This window comes from Amycolatopsis sp. NPDC004368 (assembly GCF_053602515.1).
The window spans coordinates 461,474-479,014 of the sequence record NZ_JBSGDT010000002.1; the positions used below are offsets into that span (position 1 = coordinate 461,474).

Sequence of the window (17,541 nt, forward strand, 5' to 3'; positions counted from 1 at the left end):
GTCCAAACCGTCGACTCAACCCCTCCGGTCCGGGTACCGTAGGCATCGGCCCCCGGACCCTCCCCCCTCGCCGGGGGCCGCCTTATGTCCTGGGTTCGCCTTCCGAATCCGGTTCCGGAGCCAATCGCAGTCCGGGATGGTCGGCCGGCAGCGCCTTGTACAGCACCCAGCCGCTCACCGCCACCGTCGCCGCGACCAGGGGCCACGAGAGCGCCGTGCGCGCGATGCCGAGAGCGACCACCTGCCCGGCCCACCACAGCGCTCCGTAGACCACCACGCGGATCAGGTACTGCAGCACCCACACCCAGCTCGCCCACGAGTAGGCGCGCAGCAACGCGGGGTCACGGCGCCAGCGCGTCTTCTGCCCGATCAGGAGCCCCACGATCACGCCCAGCAACGGCCAGCGCACCACGATGCTGGCGGCGAAGAGCAGGGCGCTCGCGGCGTTGGAAAGCAGCTGAAGCAGGAAGAAGTCCTCGGCGCGGCCGGTGTGCAGCGCGATGAGCGCCGCGATCACCACGGCCGCGAGGCTCACCACGACGGCGCGGGCCTTGTCGCCGCGGATCAGCCGGTAGGCGCCGAGCACCACGGCGACCCCGATCGCGGTGATCGCGCCCCACGAGATCGATTGCCCGGCGGCCAGCCAGCCGACCACGAAGGCCGCGGGCGGGATGCTCGCGTCGATCGCCCCTCGGCGGCCGCCGAGGATCTGCGCGAGCGACTCGCGCGAAGGCGTCGTCTCGTCCGTCACACCACCAGCCTGCCGGAAGCCGAGGTCGCGGCGCCGAGGCGGGAGACCTTCGCCACACAGGGTGTCCGATCGATGCCTGCCTGAGCGGTTCGTCACCCGGGTTCGAGGTGAAAATCGCGTAATACCCGCGCGCGGCGATCCGACAAGGTAAGAGACTGTGACTTCCGGCTGTGGCGGCCGGGAAGGATACGGGGACGTCCGATTGTTAGTTGTGGTGTACAACTTAACGCGGGGTAAGCGCAGCTGGACGGGAAAGGGGATCCCAGCGTGTACGGAATCGACAGTTACGTGGCGATCGGTGACAGCTTCACCGAGGGCCTCAACGACGGGCTGCCCGACGGCTCCTTCCGGGGCTGGGCCGACCGGCTCGCCGAGATGCTCGCCGCGGGGCGGCCGGACTTCCAGTACGCCAACTTGGCGCTGCGCGGCAAGATGATCGACGAGATCATGGACGAGCAGCTGCCCATCGCGCTCGAGCTCAAGCCCGACCTCGTGACGCTGTGCGCCGGGGGCAACGACGTGATCGTGCCGGGGGCCGACGTCGACGCCATCGCCGCCCGCTTCGAGGCCGGCGTGGTGAAGCTGCGTGAAGCCGGCATCCCCGTGGTGATCTTCAACGGGCCGGACACCAAGGCGCTCTCGGTGATGAGCGTGCTGCGCGGCAAGATCGGCATCTACAACACCGACCTGTGGGCGATCGCGGCCCGCCACGGCGCGAAGATGGTCGACCTCTGGACCATGGCACCGCTGCACGACCGTCGGGCCTGGAGCGATGACCGGCTGCACTTCACGCCCGACGCGCACCGCCGCATCGCGCTGCTCACCGCCGAGGTGCTCGGAGTGCCCGTGACCGAGGACTGGCGCGAGCCGTACCCGCCGAGCACCGAGCCGGCCACGTGGATGACGTCGCGGCGCTCGGACCTCAACTGGACCAAGGTGCACCTGCTGCCGTGGATCCGCCGCCAGCTCAGGGGCGAGTCCATGGGTGACGGGCTGTCACCGAAGCGGCCGCAGCTCTCGCCGCTCGTGCAAGCCGAGGCGGCGGCGCTGGAACTCGAGGTGCGGGACTTCCGGGACAACGCCACCGCGTCCTGACTCCGGGAGGGATTCGGTGGCACCCGCGTGAGTGCCACCCGAATGGCGCGCCCGACCAGGTCGCCAACGGGCCGTGACCGGCATATGGTCCCTTTATGTCCGGTGCTCGCGCTTGGCTGCGCCTGATCCCCGTCGCGGTGCTGGTCACGGCCGTGCTCGCCGGCGTCACCGTCTGGGTGCGCGCCGACGGGATCGAGGGTGACCTCGCCGGACGATCACGCTCCGCGCTCGCCGCGGCCGGCATCCGGGACGGCGACGTGTCGTTTTCGGGCCGGCAGGCGACGTTGTCGGGATTCCCGGCGGAGCAGGCCGGACGCGCGCTGGGGATCGTGCAGGGCGTGGAGGGCGTCGAGTCCGCGCAGGTGTCGGGCGGGGCCGCGGCCACGCCGCCGACGGTGACGCCCACGCCGCCGTCGACGACCACGCCGCCGAGCACGTCGAGCGCGCCGCCGAGCACCACGTCGTCGGCGCCGCCGACGGACCGCGCGGGTGTGCAGGAGGAGCTCGACGCTCAGCTCGCCGACTCGCCCATCACGTTCAAGCCGAACAGCGCGCAGCTCACGCCGGAGGGCACCCAGGCGGCGCGGGCCGTCGCGAAGCTGTTGAAGGACGCGCCTGACGACCTGCGCTACCGGATCACCGGGCACGTCGGTGAGGGGCCGGGCGGGCGCGCGTCGGCGATCCGGCTTTCGCAGAGCCGGGCGCGGGCGGTGCAGCGGCTGCTGACCGCCGGCGGGGTGCCGGCGAACCGGTTGCTCGTGCGGGGCACCGGAACCGCCGCGCCGGGTGAGGGCGGGGACCGGCGCGTCGAGATCACGGTCGAAGAGAGGTGATGGCGGATGCTCTGGCTCTTCGGGCAGATCTGGCTGTGGCTGCTCGTCGCGTTCCTGCTGGGGGCGTTGGTGATGTGGCTGGTCATGCGGGTGGGGCGGCCGAAGCGGGCCGAGGAGCCGGCGGCCGCCGCGGCACCGGTCGAGGCCGCTCCCGAGCCGAGTGACGCCGAGCGCACGCAGTACATCCCGGTGACGGCCTACGACTACAACGAGCAACCCGAACGGGTCTACAACGACTACCCCCAGGTGGACCCGGACGAGCCATACGCCCCGGACGAGCGCTCGGGTCGCCGGATCGGGCGGCTCCCCGACCCCGAAGCGCACCTCTCGGGTGACCTGAACTGGCCCGCCGCCGAGGAGGCGCCGGCCGACCCCGTGGACCAGTGGCCGCACGACGACGAGCCCCACGAGTCGGCGCCGCGACGACCTGGGCGAGGTGGCTGACACCCACCTGGTAAGTTCGGCTACGCACTGTGAGCACCGGTGCGAGCGGGAGCCGTGAGCCTCTCGTCGAGGTTCGCGAGGTCAGGAGGTCCGATGGCGCTCCCGCACTGGACGCCGCAGAACCTGCTGCCGCCGGGCCGCCACCAGGCCGATCTCGCCGACGTCTACGAGCGGCTGGTGTTCGACGCCCCGCACCAGAACGATCGCGAGATCCTGTTCAGCGCGCTCAACAGCTACCTCGGCGTGGCCCGCCGGGTGATCTCGTCGGGGCGGGCGTGGATCGGCGGCGCGTTCGTCACGCGCACGGCCCACCCGCCGCGAGGTCTGGACGTGGTGCTACTGCCCGACGAGTGGGGCGCGCTCAAGCGGCTCGACGACGGCGGGCGAACGGCGTTGTACGGCCTGCTCACGCTGCGCGGGGTGATCGTCGGGCAGCCCGCGATGTACCTCGAGCAGGTGCAGCCGGTGGGCGGGATGCTCGACGGGTTCCTGTGCCGTCCCGGTGACGAGGACGTGTGGGAGACCGTGTGGGCCGAGGGCGGCAAGGGGTTCCCGGAGATGGTCTGGTGAGGAACGAGTTCCGGCGCATCGCCGACGAGATCCCCGGCGGCACCTGGCTCGACGACCTCGCGCGCGCGTCGGCGATGGCGGCCAACGCGAAGTTCGAGCGCACGTCGCGCTCGCCCCTGCTGCACGTGTCGGTGATCGGCGAGACGCACATCGACGCGTACACGTTCTCCGACATCAGCCGTGCGCTGCAGGACGCGACGGCGAAGATCGGGCACATCATCCGCAACCCGTCGAACGAGGTCACGTTCGTCCAGCAGGCCGACCGCGACAAGGCGCCGCTGATCCAGAAGGGCCAGGCGGGCAACGCGATCTTCTTCGGCTTCCCCGAGCCGGCGCTGGACGACGCCCTGATCCACGACGGCATCGAGACGCTGTCCGAGCGGGCCGTGAAGGAGCTCTGCGACTTCCTGCCGGCCAACGGTTCGGACGACGGCGCGCTCGACGCCGTGCTGCTGCAGCGCGACACCGTGCGCAACGCCGTGAGCGACATCGTCAACGCGGTGAGCAAGCACGCCGGCATCGGCATGGCGCTCACGCCGACCGCGGGCGAATACGTGACGCGCAGCGTGACGACCGAGCAGGCCCGGATCCTGCGCGACAGCCTGCGCGAGTCGCGGGAGGCCGTGGGCTACGAGACCGTGAGCGGCCGCCTCGACGGTGTGCGCACGCGGCGGCGGATCTTCTACCTCGAACGCGAATCGGGTGGCACGATCCAGGGCGCGGTGGCCGAGGATCTGCTCGATCAGATCAAGGAGAACCTCGATCGCCCCGTGACCGCGCGCCTGCGCGTGGTCAGGACCACCACGATCGACGGCCGCCGCGGCCGGCCCGTGCACGAGCTGCTCGAGATCACGCCCGAAGTGAGCTTGTTCGACCACTGAATTTCCGAGTGCGGTTCGGTTATCCGTTTCGCCGATAATGCGGACGCGCGTCGGCCTTCTGACCGAATCGTGAGGTCACGCGCTGGTTCGCGGGATGGTAATTGACCGGTGCCGGGCGGGTGCGGTGAATAGATGACGTTTTCTGCTATGTAACGATTTCGCCTTTCACAGGTCGACTTGGGTTAACGTCGTCGCACTTCGACCCGGAAGGCCCCCACGCATGACCTCCCCCGACCCGCGGCACCAGCCTGCCCCCGCGCGCCACGGGCGCACTTCCGGACGGCCTTCCGCGCCACCGGGCAGCAGCTCACAGCGCACTTCCGCGCCGGTCCAGACCGGCAGTTTTCCGGTTTCCGGTGATCGCCGGGCTACGGATTCCGGCGCGTGGCGAGCCGAATCCGCGGCTTCCGCACAGCGCGGCGGAACAGCGGACTCCGGCTCGTGGCGCGTGATCCCGCCGGACCCCCGCGCGCCCGGCGGCGTGCTGCCCGCGCCGCCGAACCGGACCCCGCCGAAGCCGGGGCCGAACGTGCTCGGGATCGCCGGCCTGGTGCTGGGCCTGGTAGCCGTCGGCGCCGTCTTCGTACCGGATTACGGGTACCTGGCTTGGCCGCTGGCCGGCGTGGCGCTGGTGCTGGGGATCGTCGGCACCGTGCGCTCGGTGAGGGGCAAGGCGGGCGGGCGGGGCATCGCGGTGGCGGCGATGATCGTCGCGGTCGTGGCGGCGCTGCTGTCGGCCACGGTGGTGCTGTTCCCGGGCGTGCTGGCCACCAGCAGTGCCGGCGATCTCCACATCCCGCCGACCCCGGGGGACGAACACCACGTCGACTTCGTGGTCACCTCGGCCGGCGGCGCCACCGTCCGCTACGGCACCCTCAACGACCAGCGCACCGAATCGGCCCCCGCCAGCACCGACGACTGGCACGGCCACGGCTCCTTCTCGGGCGGCACCCCGATCCTGTCCCTGACCGCCGACACGGCCAACGCGAGCGTCGTGAACCAGATCTCCTGCGCGATCCTCGTGGACGGGCAACAGGTGGCGAGCAGCAGTGGGTCGACCATTGCGCTGTGTACGGCGAACGTGGAGTGAGGTTGGGCTCTGCTGGTGCGGGGCCGGACCTGGCTTGACGGGGCGGGGCCTGGCGGCCGGCCGGCCTACCCCCAAGTCGGCCGGCCAACCGCCACCGAGCCGCTCCTGGCGGCTCTTCCGGACCCGCCGCACACGAGGGCGGACCCGCGGTGCCGGGTTCACAGCCTGCCCCTCCCCTAGGGCTCCCCCGACACCGCCTACGACCCTACGCGGCCCACACACCCGGACGCTAAGAACCCACTAAGGATGCCCGGCCAGGGTATCGCTGACCTGCGCAAACACGGGTGAACGCTGTGCAAGAAACTTCTTGCGGGGCGATCTTCACCCCCACCGCAACCACAGACAGCCCCCGCCCTCCCAAGGCAGGGCGCGCCCATGTCCATTCTATCGGCCACCACCGACAATCCCGGCGAGAAGCGGTCTCCGGAGCCGGCTTGTCCACAACTCGGGCATGCTGTGGACAACTCCACCGAGTGCAGTCCGCGAGGTGCTGCAAACAGGCAGGCCGGGCAGGCTGACCCAGCCACAATCCAGCCGCCTGGCAGAAGGACCAGCCAGCCGCACCCAACCGGACACGCGCAAGCCACCGCCGGTTCAGTCCAGATCCGCTGTCTCCGCCTCGACTTTCCAGACCAGCCGTCCGCGGGGACACGCCCAAGCCAGCCGACAAGGTTCAGGCCAGCTCCGCAGCCTCAGCCTCAACCACCGGCACCTGCCCCGGATTCACCCGCCCGTACAGCACCACCGCCAACGCGTACTGCTCCCGCGCCAAACCCGCCGTCAAAGGGGACGCGCGCAGGATCCGCGCCAGGGTCACGCGCAGGATCGCCTCGTGCAGGGTGAAGCCGCGGGCCTGGGCCAGGTCGATGCCCTCCCAGGCGTAGCGCGTGGCCATGGCCGGATCGCCCAGGCGCTGGGAGAGGTCGGCGAGGTTGTTCAGCGACACGACGGCATAGCTGTCGTTCCCGAGCTCCCGGTCGATGGCCAGCGAGGCGATCTCGTGGGCCAGCGCGTCGTCGAAGCGGCCGGCGCGTTTTTCGGTCTCGGCGCAGTTGTTGAGGGCCTGGCCGCGCAGTTCGAGGTCGCCGGTGCGTTCCGTTTCGGCGACCGCCTCCAGCAGGCGCGAGATGGCCTCGTCGTGGCGTTCGAGCAGCGACAGGGTGCTGCCGAGGTGGATGTTGGCGACCGTGGTGGAGCGTTTGTCGCCCAGACGCACGGCCAGGTCCAGGGCGCGTTCGGCGTCGGCGGGGCAGGCGTCGGGCAGCTCGAACGTCAGGGCGATGGCGCAGCGCGAGATGAGCATCCAGCACTGGCCGAGGATCTCGCCGGAGGCCTCGGCGGCTGCGAGGCCCAGGTCGACCAGGCGGGTCCACTCGTCCAGCAGCGGGCACACCACCCGGTACGTGTGCGCCGCCCTGGCGAGGCGCCAGACGTCGCCGTACCAGGCCGCGGCGTGGGCGGCGTCCAGGACGGCCAGGAGGTTGGACCACTCGGCCTCGAACCAGTCCTGGGCCTCGTCGAAGGTGCGCAGGTGCGGCAGGGCCTCGGGGGGCACCAAATCCCTCAGGTCGATCGGGTCGACGACACGCAGCGTGTGGCGGCGCGCCGTATCGGAGGCGGCCTGGTAGAAGTGCACGGCGCGCAGCAGCACGGCGCCACTGTCCAGTTCGGACTCCGCGAGCTCCCGCAGGTACAGCCGCACCAGGTCGTGGGGTGCGAAGGCGTCGCGGGCGGTTTCGGTGAGCAGGTTGTGGGCGGCGAGGGTGCGCAGGGCGCGGCGCGCGCGTTCGACGGGGATCGCCGCGACGGCCGCCGCGAGGTGGGGGCCGACGCGGCGCACCGGGAGCGTCCCGAGTTGCAGCAGGAGCCGGGCCAGGTCGGAGGGCAGGCCCCGGAACGACACGTCGAACGCGGCGCGCACGCCGTCGTCGCCGGCGCCGTCGACCTCCAGGGCGGCGAGGCGGGTGCGTTCGTTGCCGAGCTCGTCCACGAGGTCCTGAGCGGTCCACTGTGGACTCGACGACAACCGTGCACCGGCGATGCGCAGGGCCAGCGGCAGGTAGCCGCACAGCCGGGCCAGGGCGTGGTTCAGGTCGACGTCCGCGTGCCCGGCCAGCTCCTCGATCACGCGCACCGCGTCGTCGGGGGCCAGCGTGCCGAGCACACGCAAGCGGGCCGCGTTGGACACCGCCAAGCCTTCGAGCTTCGAACGGCTCGTGACCACGGTCATCGACCGCGAACCGGGCGGCAGCAGGGGCCGCACCTGCTCGGCCGAGCGCGCGTCGTCGAGGAGCACCAGCAGGCGCCGGCCCGCGATGAGCGAGCGGTACAGCGCCAAGCGTTCGTGCAGCTGATCCGGCACCTCACCCGTTGCCACGCCGAGGCCGAGCAGGAACTGCGTGAGCAGCTCGCCGGGCTCGATCGGCGGGTGGCGTGGGTCAAAACCGTGCAGGGACGCGAACAGCACCCCGTCCGGGAACCGCGCGGCGGCCCGGTGCGCCCACCACACCACCAGCGCGCTCTTGCCGACGCCCGCCGTCCCGGACACCACCGCCACCGTGCCCTCGGCCAAGCCGTCGAGCCACGCCACCTCCGCGTCGCGGCCGGCGAGCGACGGCACCGCGGCCGGCAGCTGTGAAGGCGCTTTCCCGAGCGCCGACACCTCGGGGACGGAAAGGTCCAGATCATCGTTGAGCACGCGCTCGTGCAGCCACCGCAGGTCGCCGCCGGGCTCCACGCCGAGCGTGCGCAGCGTCGCACGCGAGACCGTGCGGTAGAGCTCGAGCGCGTCGCCGCGGCGCCCGGCGTGGTACAGCGCGCGCATGAGCTGCCCGGCCGTGCGCTCGGCCAGCGGGTCGGCGCGCACGAGCGGGCTGAGCTCCACGATGAGCTTGTTGTGCCGGCCCAGTTCGAGGTCGGCGTCCACGCGCGCGCCGTGGATCGCCAGGCGCAGGTCGTCGAGCTCCGGCGCGCGCACCGAGTCGGGCACACCGGCCAGCGCGGGTCCCCGCCACAGCGCCAACGCCTCACCCAGCAACGCCGACGCGCGCTCGGGCGGCTCCAGCACAGCGCGGTCCAGCAGGGCGCGGGCGTGGTGCACGTCGATGCGCGAAGGATCCACGGCCAGCTGGTACCCGGGCGGGCTGGTGAGGATCTCCGCGACGGGATACCCGCCGATGTCGCGCAGCACGCGGCGCAGGTGCGACACGTTGCCTTGCACGATCGTGCGCGCGGTCGCCGGCGGGTCGTGGCCCCACAGGGCGTCGATGATCTCCTCGAGCGGCACGACCTTGCCGACCTTCAACGCCAGCAGCGCGAGCAGCCCCTTGACCCCGGGACCACCGATGGAGACTGCACGTGCACCGTCGAGCAGCGTGACCGGGCCGAGCAGCTGCACGTGCGCGCCCGCATTGTGGCCCATGCTCGCGCGCACCTCCCCGGGTTGCTCCGGCGTCTCCCCCGCCAAGAGGCACAAACCTACCGTGGCCGAGAGCGGACAGGCACAACTCTTTCGTGAACTCCACACGCCCGACACCCTGAGGTCAGTCGCTGTTTCACCGGCTGTGCATCTGGTTTTCCCGCCCGAGCAGGGAGCATCGCCCGAATGTCGTAACCGGCGCGGCGGCGGGCGAACGGATCCAGCCCCCAAACGAAAACGAGTCCGGCTCCGCACCATCAGTCCCGATCTGATGGTGCGGGGCCGGACTCGGTGACGTCGACTGGGCCGCCAGGGGGCGCGGTCCACCCGACCTCGATGCCGTCCGGGGCGGGCGGGTGGGCTCACCCCGAGCTTGGAACCCGAACTGCCTCGAACAGCGCCTCCGCCCCGGACCCGAAGGCCCCGTGCGGAGTGGCGACAAAGTAACAGGGCGCACATCCACGGCTACGGGCGACCCACCGCCGCGCGGTAGTACTGTGCCGATCGTCACCAATCCGACCGCAGCCACGGCCGACTGGCTTCGCGGCAACAGTTGCGTACCGCGTGCGGGTCGGCCTGCTTTTGGCGGGATCGGTAACGGTCGTCACCGTCGCACCGGGGTGGCGTCGCGGCCGGCGATGAACGACGGCCGGGGGCTGCTGGCGGCGAACGGTTCCCCCAGCGCGTTCTCGACGCTGTTGAACACCAGGAAGATGTTCGAGCGCGGGTACGGGGTGATGTTGTTCGACGACCCGTGCATGACATTGGAGTCGAACCACAGCGCCGTGCCGGCCGCGCCGGTGAACTGGTCGATCCCGTACTCGGCCGCCATCTTCGTGATGTCGTCCTCGGCCGGGACACCGACGCGCTGGTCCTTGAGCGAGCTCTTGTAGTTGTCGTCCGGCGTCTCGCCCGCGCACTGCACGAACGTGCGGTGCGAGCCCGGCATGACCATGAGCCCGCCGTTGTACGGGTAGTTGTCCGTGAGCGCGATCGAGCAGCTGACGGCACGCGGCGCCGGCATGCCGTCCTCGGCGTGCCAGGTCTCGAAGTCCGAGTGCCAGTAGAACCCCGTGCCCTTGAACCCGGGCATGTAGTTCACCCGGCTCTGGTGCACGTAGACCTCGGAGCCCAGCATCTGCCGCGCCCGGTCGAGCACCCGCGGATCGCGCACGAGCTCCGCGATCAGCTCCGAGATCACGTGCACGTCGAAGATCGACCGCACCTCACCGGTTCGCGACTCGGTGATCACCCGCTCGTCGGCCCGCAGATCCCGGTCGGAGGACAGCCGCACGAGCTCCTGCCAGTACGTCTGGACCTCACCGGGCGAGAGCAGGCCTTCGTCGACGGTGTAGCCCTTGGCCTCGTGGTTGGCCAGGGTCGCGGCGTCGATCGGGCCGTCTGCCTCGGTACCCCACACCGTGGGGTGCACGCGCGGAAGTTGCTCCGGCGTGCCGGTGATCCGGGTCGGGTACGCGTCCTCGACCCGGGTGTCCGTCAGCGTCACAGTCGCTCTCCTCCTGGTTCTCGCATTCGTTTCGGCCGTGGTGGTGCGGCAGTGGTCGGGAAGGCTCAGGCGGTCTCTTCGACGATGAGCGGGTACACGCCGTTCTCGTCGTGCACCTCGCGGCCGGTCACCGGCGGGTTGAACACGCACACGCACTTGATCTCGGTCCGGGGCCGCACCTGGTGCTTGTCGGCGTCGTTGAGCACGTAGATGGTGCCGGGCGCCAGCGGGAAGACCTCTCCGGTCGCCTTGTTCTCCACCTCGCCCTCGCCGGAGGTGATGAACACGGCCTCGATGTGGTTGGCGTACCAGAAATCGTTCACCGTGCCCGCGTACAGCGTGGTCTCGTGCACCGAGAAGCCCAGGCCGTCCTTGGCCAGCATGATGCGCTTGCTGCGCCAGTTGGGCGTCTTGATGTCGGCGTCGGTGTCGGTGATCTCGTCGAGTGTGCGGACCAGCAAAGGTCGCTCCTTTACCTCGGGGAAATGGTTACTTGAGAACGGCCGCGATCGAGTCGTTGATGATCGACAGGCCCTGGGTCAGCTCGTCGTCGGTCAGCGTCAGCGGCGGCAGCAGCTTCATGACCTCGCCGTCGGGCCCGGAGGTCTCCATCAGCAGGCCGCGCTCGAAGGCTTCCTTGCAGACGGCGCCGGCCAGCTCGCCTCCTGTGAACTCGATGCCGCGGGCGAGACCGCGGCCCTTGGCCAGCAGGTTGGCATCCGGGTAGGCCTCGACGATGTCCTTGAACGCGGCCGCGATGCGCTCGCCCTTGGCCTTGGTCGACTTCTCGAGCTCGTCGTCGCTCCAGTAGGTCTTGATGGCCTCGGTGGCGGTGACGAACGCGGGGCTGATGCCGCGGAACGTGCCGTTGTGCTCACCCGGCTCCCACACGTCGAGCTCGGGCTTGATGAGCGTGAGTGCCATCGGGAGGCCGTAGCCGCCGATGGACTTCGACAGGCAGACGATGTCGGGCTTGATGCCCGCGTCCTCGAAGCTGAAGAACGGGCCGGTGCGCCCGCAGCCCATCTGCACGTCGTCGAGGATCAGCAGGATGCCGTGGCTCTCGCACAGGTCGGAGAGACCCTTGAGCCAGGCCAGGCGCGCGGCGTTGATGCCGCCTTCGCCCTGCACGCCCTCCACGATCACGGCGGCGGGCTCGTTCAGGCCGCTGCCGGAGTCTTCGAGCAGCTTCTCGAAGTAGAGGAAGTCGGGGATCGTGCCGTCGAAGTAGCGGTCGTACGGCATCGGCGTGGCGTGCACGAGCGGCACGCCGGCGCCGCCGCGCTTCATCGAGTTGCCGGTGACCGACAGCGCGCCCAGCGTCATGCCGTGGAACGCGTTGGTGAAGTTGATGACCGACTCCTTGCCGGTCACCTTGCGCGCGAGCTTGAGCGCGGCTTCCACCGCGTTGGCGCCACCGGGTCCGGGGAACACGATCTTGTAGTCGAGCTCGCGCGGCGCGAGGATCTTCTCCTTGAAGGTCTCCAGGAACTCGCGCTTGGCCACGGTGAACATGTCGAGCGCGTGGGTCACGCCGTCGCGCTGGATGTAGTCGATCAGCGCGGCCTTGAGCTTGGGGTTGTTGTGCCCGTAGTTCAGCGCGCCGGCACCCGCGAAGAAATCGAGGTAGGCCTTGCCGTCCTCGTCGTACAGCCAGCTGCCCTGCGCGCGGTCGAAGACGACCGGCCACCCCCTGCTGTAACTGCGGACTTCCGATTCGAGCTCTTCGAAGATGCTCATGACGTTTCTTTGCTCCTACTCGCCCCGAAATTGACGGCTTATTGACGGATCAACGGCCCGATGCGGTAAAGGTCTTCGGGCAGGTGCCCACCTTCGCCGTCTTCCGGGAAATCTTCGGCTTCGAACAGCCGGCTGCTGTCCATCGCGGCGTTCCAGCGCTTCGCGAACGACGCGAAGAGCCGGATCGAAGCCTCGTTGTCAGGGGTGACCGTGGTTTCGAGAAAACGCACCCCGTCGTCGACCAAGCGGGCGTACAAGGCGTCGAGCAGCTGCCCGGCCAGGCCTTTCCCGCGCTGCGAAGCGTCGACCGCGACCTGCCACACGAGCGCGACGTCGGGCTCGGACGGCCTCCGGTAGGCGATCACGAAACCCACCGCCTCGCCGTCGACTCGGGCGACCACCGAACTCTCCGCGAAATCGCGGCACCACAGCAGGTACGCGTACGGAGTGTTGAGATCAAGCTTCTGAGAATCGCGTGCGATTCGCCAGAGGGCGGCGCCATCGGCCTTGGTCGGGGTTTCGATCAAGTGCTTTCCGGACATACTCAGGAAACGTAACAGAGAATTTTCGCCCCGCCAGCGACGCACACCACGTGCACCCCGCTCACCTGCGGCGACGCGGTTACCCCGGTGAGGAGCCCCACAAACACGTTTGATCCACCGCGGTGCGGGGCAAGACGTGGGCCTGGACCGCTCGCCGTGGCGGGCGGCCTGTCCTCTCCCGACCATGACGCTTCACGCGGCGTGACGCAAGACGGACGAACGTCGCAGCAGTTCAGACGGCGCGTCTCGGGCGTGATCGCTCAGCTGCGGCGGGTGACCCCGGTGGCCTTGACCTGGGTGGCCCTGCCCTGGATGGACATGCCGTGGCCCGTCCGCCGGCCGCGGCGGCGGCGCAACGTGGCGATCGGCGTCCACACCGCCGGCAGCACGAGCAGCAGCACCACGAGCAGCCACACCACCGGCGCCCGGCCGCGCTGCCAGCCGGTGACCACGGTGTCGAGCCAGCCGAAGAACGGCTGCGCGAGCGGTGGCAGGAACGCGGCGAACGCCAGCCCCGCGACCCCCAGCACACCCAGCAGCATGAGCACCATGCGCCACGTGCGTTGCAGCGTCAACAGGCTCACCGCGAGGAACACGACCGCCCCCGCGGCCACCGGCGGGCCGACCCACTGCAGGACCTCGCCGCCGTTGCCGCCGAGCACCAGGCCGGCGACCGCGGTCACTGCGGCGGCGACGAGGTTCCACGGGCGGCCGAGCTTCGTGGCGCCCTGCGTGACCCACCAGGCGCTGCGCCCGATCACCTGCGCGAGCTTCGCCGCGGGTTGCAGCGACGTCGGCACCCGAGTGGCGCTCGTGGCCGCGTTGAGGCCCGCGGCACCGGCCTTCACCAAGGTCTTGGTGAACAACGTCGTGCCGCGTTCGTCCTCGAAGCGTTCGGCGGAGACCTGGCACGCCTGGAACGCGCGCTGCACCGAAGAATCGTCCGGGATCGGCGCGGCCAGCACCTTGCGGAAGGTCTCGGACGGTTTGCCGTTGCCTTCGCGCGCGTCGGCGGTGGCGTGCTCGGCGACGACCGGCAGCTCCTCCCGCGCGATCTCCAGCTGCCGGGCGCGAGCCAGCACCATCGACGTCACCGGCAAGCTCGTCGGCAGGACGTCGGCGAACTCCACGTCACCCAGGTGCGCGTCGAGGCCGAGGAACGACAGCTCCTCACCGACCTGCGCGATCAGGGCGTCGACGTCGGCGGCCGGCACGTTGTCCTCGACGCTCGGCAGCTGCCAGCCCACCGACTTGAACACTTCGCGCACCTCGGTGCGGAACGCCTCCGCGCCGATGATGCCGCGCAGCACCCGCAGCCGCTTCGGGTCGAGCAGGCACTGCACGAGCCAGCCCACGGCATCGACCCGGCCCCACATCCAGTCGTTCGCCCGCCACGACGCCTTGTAGAACGCGCCGAAGGAGTCGGCCTGCAGCCCGGTGAGCTTGTCCCAGCCGCGCGGGCGGCCGAGGTCCAGCAGCGTCCGCGAGTCCGCGCTGACCTGCACGAGGTCCACGCGCTGGTCCACCGACGGCGCCTGCGCCAGCAAGCCCCGCGTCGCCACGTGCAGCATGAGCAGCCGAGACATCACCGTGGCCCCGGCAGCTCCGGCGGGTTCCGCGCCGGCTTCGCCCAGCCCGAACCAGTGCAGCAGCGTCGTCACCGTGTCGACCGCGCCGGCGACCACGGTGGCGACGTCCTGCTCGAGCTTGACCCCGCCGACCTGCGGCGCCGGCCCCTGCCCGCGGTGCTGGAACACGGCCGCCTTCGACAACGACCCGGTCACCAGCTGCCAGAGCACCGGCGCGGCGTCCTGCAACGCCGAGATGACCAGCGGCCACGCCTCCTTCAGCGCGTCCGACTTGCCCAGTCGTGCCCACTCCTGCGCCAGCTGCCCGATCCAGTCGGCCAGCGAGGTCCCCTTGGCCGGCGGCTCGTGCCACGCCACCCACGGCAGCAGGCTGGTGCCGCGGGCAGCGTGCAGCCGGGCCTTGTGCAGCCGCTGCCGGACGTCGTTGAGCCGATCCGCCTGCTGCGCGTCCGGCCAGAGGTGGAACGCGGCGTCCACGAGCTGCAGGCACGTGGCGACGGAGTCGTCGAGCGCCGTGGTGCGAAACGCCGCCACGTCCTCGGGCCGCCAGCCGCTGCCCGGAGCCTTGGCCGGCATTCCGTTCTTGAGCCCCACGGCGGCCACCACGCGCAGCTCCGGGGAGAAGCCGGTCCCCCAGCCGGGCTGCGGGGTGTCCGTGGTGGACAGCGAGTAGTAGCGCGTGGCGGCGCGGACCAGCTCGGCCGCGTCCTCGGCCACGCGGCGGTCGAGGTAGGCCGCCAGCACCCGGTCGTCCACCAGCTCGCCGCCGCGAAGCCCCAGCGCGGCAAGGGAAACGCGCGTGTTCCGCGTGGCGACGACCGCGTCGTTGTGCGCGGTCAGCTCCTCCAGGTCGGTGCTGATCGTCTGGTTGATCACCGTCGAGACGACCTTGGCCAGGGCGGCGCCGAGCAACGGCGGGTTCGCCGGGTCGACGGTCACCGCCACGGCTTCGGCCTCCACCGTCGGCACCACGTACAGCAGCAACCGCCGCACGTCCGACGTCGACGAGCGGTTGTAGATCTCCTTCAGCGCCGGTCGCAGCGGTTTGTTCACGAGCACGCCGCCGTCGGTGAGCCAGTGCGACCGGGTGAGCCCGGTGTAGGCGGTCATGTCGGGGTGCAAGCGGTCGGTGGCCGCCGTGCCGATCGGCATGCGGGAAAGCTCGAACGCGCCGGGGAACGACGCGGTCGAGCGCGCCGCCAGGGCCAGCGGCGCGGTGACGCCGCCGTTCCACAGTGGACCGGTGAAGCGGAAGAGCATGCGGTACTCGATGTCGCGCACCAGGTTCCCGAGCGCGTCGTCGTAACGCAGCGTCTCGCCATCGATCATCGTGCCCGGCAGCAGGAGCGTGACATCGGGCGGTCGGGCGGGCGGGGTGCCACCGGCGACGATGGCGCGCAGAGCTCCCTCGTAGTCGGCGAGGAACTTGTCGCCGTCGAGCAGCGAGCGCGGCTGCTCCTCGTTCGGGTCGCGGATCAGGTCCGACAGCGAGCACGTGGTGAGCAGCGCTTCGCGCAGCGGGGCGGGCGAGGACTTGAACGCCTCGGCCAGCGCGAGTCCCGCGGCGCCGAGACCGCCCGCGCTCGTGCCGGTCACGACGTCGAGCTGGACGGTCGTGCGCAGCAGATCGATCAGCTTCCGGTAACCACCGCCGTCACCGGGCGAGCGCGACGCCTTCAGCAGCGCGGAAGTCTCCGTCGCCACCCCGCTCATCCACACGGACAGGCTTGCGCTCCCGACCATCGTCATCGCGAGCCGGATCTCCTGCGGCCACGGTGTCCCTGCCTCGCCCATACCCCACCCCTCGATCCCTCGACGCCACCGTAGAGGAGTGATCAGGAGGCGAGGTGCTCCAGCAGCAGAACTTGGCCCTCTCCTACCAAAAATCCGAGTACTGCGCCCGTCGCGATGAGGATCCACTCGTCCTGCTGGAACGCTGGGCGCAGCAGCTGCTCGAACTCTTCGGGCGAAAGCTGCTTCATCTTGGTGACGAGCACGTTGCGGATGTCCATCGCGTCGGTGGCGTAGTCCTCGATGTAGCGCATCGTCTCGGGCAGGCGCGCCATGATCTGCTCGGAGATCGCGAACTTCACGTCCTGGTAGCGGCGGCTGCCGATGGCGAACACGAGCAGCGGCTTCGCGACGTTGGCCGCGCGGCCGATCTCCACGTCGAGCTGACGCTGGATCAACGCCAGCACCCGGTCGGACAGCGGACCTTGCAGGATCGCCTGGATCACGTTGTGCGGCGTGATGATCTCCTTGGCGATCAGCGCGCCGTACGCCTCGGCCACCTCCGCGCGCCGCTTGAGGAACAGGCCCTGCCACCGCACGCCGAAGTACCGCTTCGGCTCCAGCGGGTAGAAGATCATCCGCAGGGCGAGCCAGTCGGTGAACCAACCCGTGAACAGGCCGAAGATCGGCATGATCGGCGGGAACTTGAACAGCACCCACGCGATCATCTGGATCACGCCGATGAGCCCGCCGAACGCCAGGCCCGAGCGCGCGATGAACTTGAACTCCTGCTCACCCGCCTCCTGGAAGATCCGGTTGAGCAGGCGCTTGTCCTTCACCAGGCTCGTGACGACCATGCCCTTGAGGTCGAACACACTGTCCACATCGGACTTGATGAGCTCCAGCACGGCCTTGACCATGTGCGGCGACTCGGTCTGCACGCGCTGGATCACCAGCCGCTGCACGCCCACCGGCAGCGATTCCCACAGACCGGGCCGGTAGTGGCCGGCGACCTCGCGCACGATGTCCTCGACGGCCGCCTCGAGCGGTTTCGCGATCTCCTGGGCGATGCGGTCGGCGTCGAGGCGAGCGACGATCTCGGCCGGCTTGATCAGCTGCTCGGTCATCGTGTCGCACGCGATGCTCGCCATCCGTGCCGCGCGTTTGGGCACGATGCCCTGCCAGCCGAGGAACGGCTTGATGCCGAGGAACTCCACGGGCTGGAACATCATGCGGATCGCCACGAGCTTCGTGCCGTAGCCGATGAGTGCCGCGACGACCGGGATCGACACGTACAGCGGCCAGTGGCGGGCGAAGTCGTCGAACAGGCCCGTGAGGAACTCGTCCACG

Annotated in this window: 14 protein-coding genes; 6 read left to right on the forward strand and 8 right to left on the reverse strand. The window is 70.3% G+C overall.

The features are described from left to right. Positions 1–82: 82 nt before the first annotated feature. Entirely contained in the window at positions 83–751 is a 669-nt protein-coding gene (locus ACWEOE_RS05725; protein WP_452004400.1) for a DUF3159 domain-containing protein, read from the reverse strand. A gap of 267 nt (positions 752–1,018) precedes the next feature. Between ACWEOE_RS05725 and ACWEOE_RS05730 the strand changes: the two genes are divergently transcribed. From ACWEOE_RS05730 to ACWEOE_RS05755, 6 genes are all read left to right on the forward strand, one after another. Further along, entirely contained in the window at positions 1,019–1,846 is an 828-nt protein-coding gene (locus ACWEOE_RS05730) for an SGNH/GDSL hydrolase family protein (protein WP_452004403.1), read from the forward strand. A gap of 95 nt (positions 1,847–1,941) precedes the next feature. Continuing rightward, positions 1,942–2,679: an OmpA family protein gene (locus tag ACWEOE_RS05735; RefSeq protein ID WP_452004406.1), complete on the forward strand. Its 738-nt coding sequence runs from the start codon at positions 1,942–1,944 to the stop codon at positions 2,677–2,679. A gap of 6 nt (positions 2,680–2,685) precedes the next feature. Next, positions 2,686–3,123, forward strand: coding sequence for a LapA family protein (locus tag ACWEOE_RS05740; protein WP_452004409.1), 438 nt, complete (start codon positions 2,686–2,688; stop codon positions 3,121–3,123). A gap of 93 nt (positions 3,124–3,216) precedes the next feature. Next, positions 3,217–3,693: a DUF6932 family protein gene (locus ACWEOE_RS05745; RefSeq protein ID WP_452004411.1), complete on the forward strand. Its 477-nt coding sequence runs from the start codon at positions 3,217–3,219 to the stop codon at positions 3,691–3,693. Beyond that, entirely contained in the window at positions 3,690–4,574 is an 885-nt protein-coding gene (locus ACWEOE_RS05750; protein ID WP_326566627.1) for a hypothetical protein, read from the forward strand. The genes ACWEOE_RS05745 and ACWEOE_RS05750 overlap by 4 nt, the downstream gene beginning before the upstream one ends. A gap of 448 nt (positions 4,575–5,022) precedes the next feature. Continuing rightward, entirely contained in the window at positions 5,023–5,664 is a 642-nt protein-coding gene (locus ACWEOE_RS05755) for a hypothetical protein (RefSeq protein ID WP_452004414.1), read from the forward strand. A 673-nt stretch (positions 5,665–6,337) separates the two neighbouring features. On the opposite strand, the gene ACWEOE_RS05760 is transcribed toward ACWEOE_RS05755, so the two are convergent. From ACWEOE_RS05760 to ACWEOE_RS05790, 7 genes are all read right to left on the reverse strand, one after another. After that, positions 6,338–9,085 (reverse strand): BTAD domain-containing putative transcriptional regulator, encoded by a 2,748-nt coding sequence (locus tag ACWEOE_RS05760; protein WP_452004416.1) that lies wholly within the window; start codon positions 9,083–9,085, stop codon positions 6,338–6,340. 601 nt (positions 9,086–9,686) lie between these two features. Next, positions 9,687–10,589 (reverse strand): ectoine hydroxylase, encoded by a 903-nt coding sequence (thpD, locus tag ACWEOE_RS05765; RefSeq protein ID WP_452004419.1) that lies wholly within the window; start codon positions 10,587–10,589, stop codon positions 9,687–9,689. A 65-nt stretch (positions 10,590–10,654) separates the two neighbouring features. Next, a complete protein-coding gene (locus tag ACWEOE_RS05770; protein ID WP_452004421.1) occupies positions 10,655–11,050 on the reverse strand; it encodes an ectoine synthase in 396 nt (131 codons plus the stop codon). Between the two features lie 28 nt (positions 11,051–11,078). Continuing rightward, the gene (gene ectB / locus ACWEOE_RS05775) at positions 11,079–12,329 is read right to left on the reverse strand and encodes a diaminobutyrate--2-oxoglutarate transaminase (RefSeq protein WP_452004423.1); all 1,251 of its coding nucleotides are present in this window, start codon (positions 12,327–12,329) and stop codon (positions 11,079–11,081) included. A 38-nt stretch (positions 12,330–12,367) separates the two neighbouring features. Continuing rightward, on the reverse strand, positions 12,368–12,871 hold the full coding sequence (gene ectA, locus ACWEOE_RS05780) for a diaminobutyrate acetyltransferase (protein ID WP_452004600.1): 504 nt from the start codon (positions 12,869–12,871) through the stop codon (positions 12,368–12,370). 260 nt (positions 12,872–13,131) lie between these two features. Further along, the gene (locus ACWEOE_RS05785; protein WP_452004426.1) at positions 13,132–16,254 is read right to left on the reverse strand and encodes a patatin-like protein; all 3,123 of its coding nucleotides are present in this window, start codon (positions 16,252–16,254) and stop codon (positions 13,132–13,134) included. Positions 16,255–16,295: 41 nt separating this feature from the next. After that, positions 16,296–17,540 (reverse strand): DUF445 domain-containing protein, encoded by a 1,245-nt coding sequence (locus ACWEOE_RS05790; RefSeq protein ID WP_452004429.1) that lies wholly within the window; start codon positions 17,538–17,540, stop codon positions 16,296–16,298. Position 17,541 lies beyond the last annotated feature (1 nt).

Bases quoted from the DNA above. Each gene is read 5' to 3' on its own strand.
- ACWEOE_RS05735 (WP_452004406.1), top strand. From the start codon at position 1,942: ATGTCCGGTGCTCGCGCTTGGCTGCGCCTGATCCCCGTCGCGGTGCTG.
- ectB (WP_452004423.1), bottom strand. From the start codon at position 12,329: ATGAGCATCTTCGAAGAGCTCGAATCGGAAGTCCGCAGTTACAGCAGG.
- ACWEOE_RS05785 (WP_452004426.1), bottom strand. From the start codon at position 16,254: ATGGGCGAGGCAGGGACACCGTGGCCGCAGGAGATCCGGCTCGCGATG.
- ACWEOE_RS05740 (WP_452004409.1), top strand. From the start codon at position 2,686: ATGCTCTGGCTCTTCGGGCAGATCTGGCTGTGGCTGCTCGTCGCGTTC.
- ACWEOE_RS05745 (WP_452004411.1), top strand. From the start codon at position 3,217: ATGGCGCTCCCGCACTGGACGCCGCAGAACCTGCTGCCGCCGGGCCGC.
- ectA (WP_452004600.1), bottom strand. From the start codon at position 12,871: ATGTCCGGAAAGCACTTGATCGAAACCCCGACCAAGGCCGATGGCGCC.
- ACWEOE_RS05760 (WP_452004416.1), bottom strand. From the start codon at position 9,085: ATGGGCCACAATGCGGGCGCGCACGTGCAGCTGCTCGGCCCGGTCACG.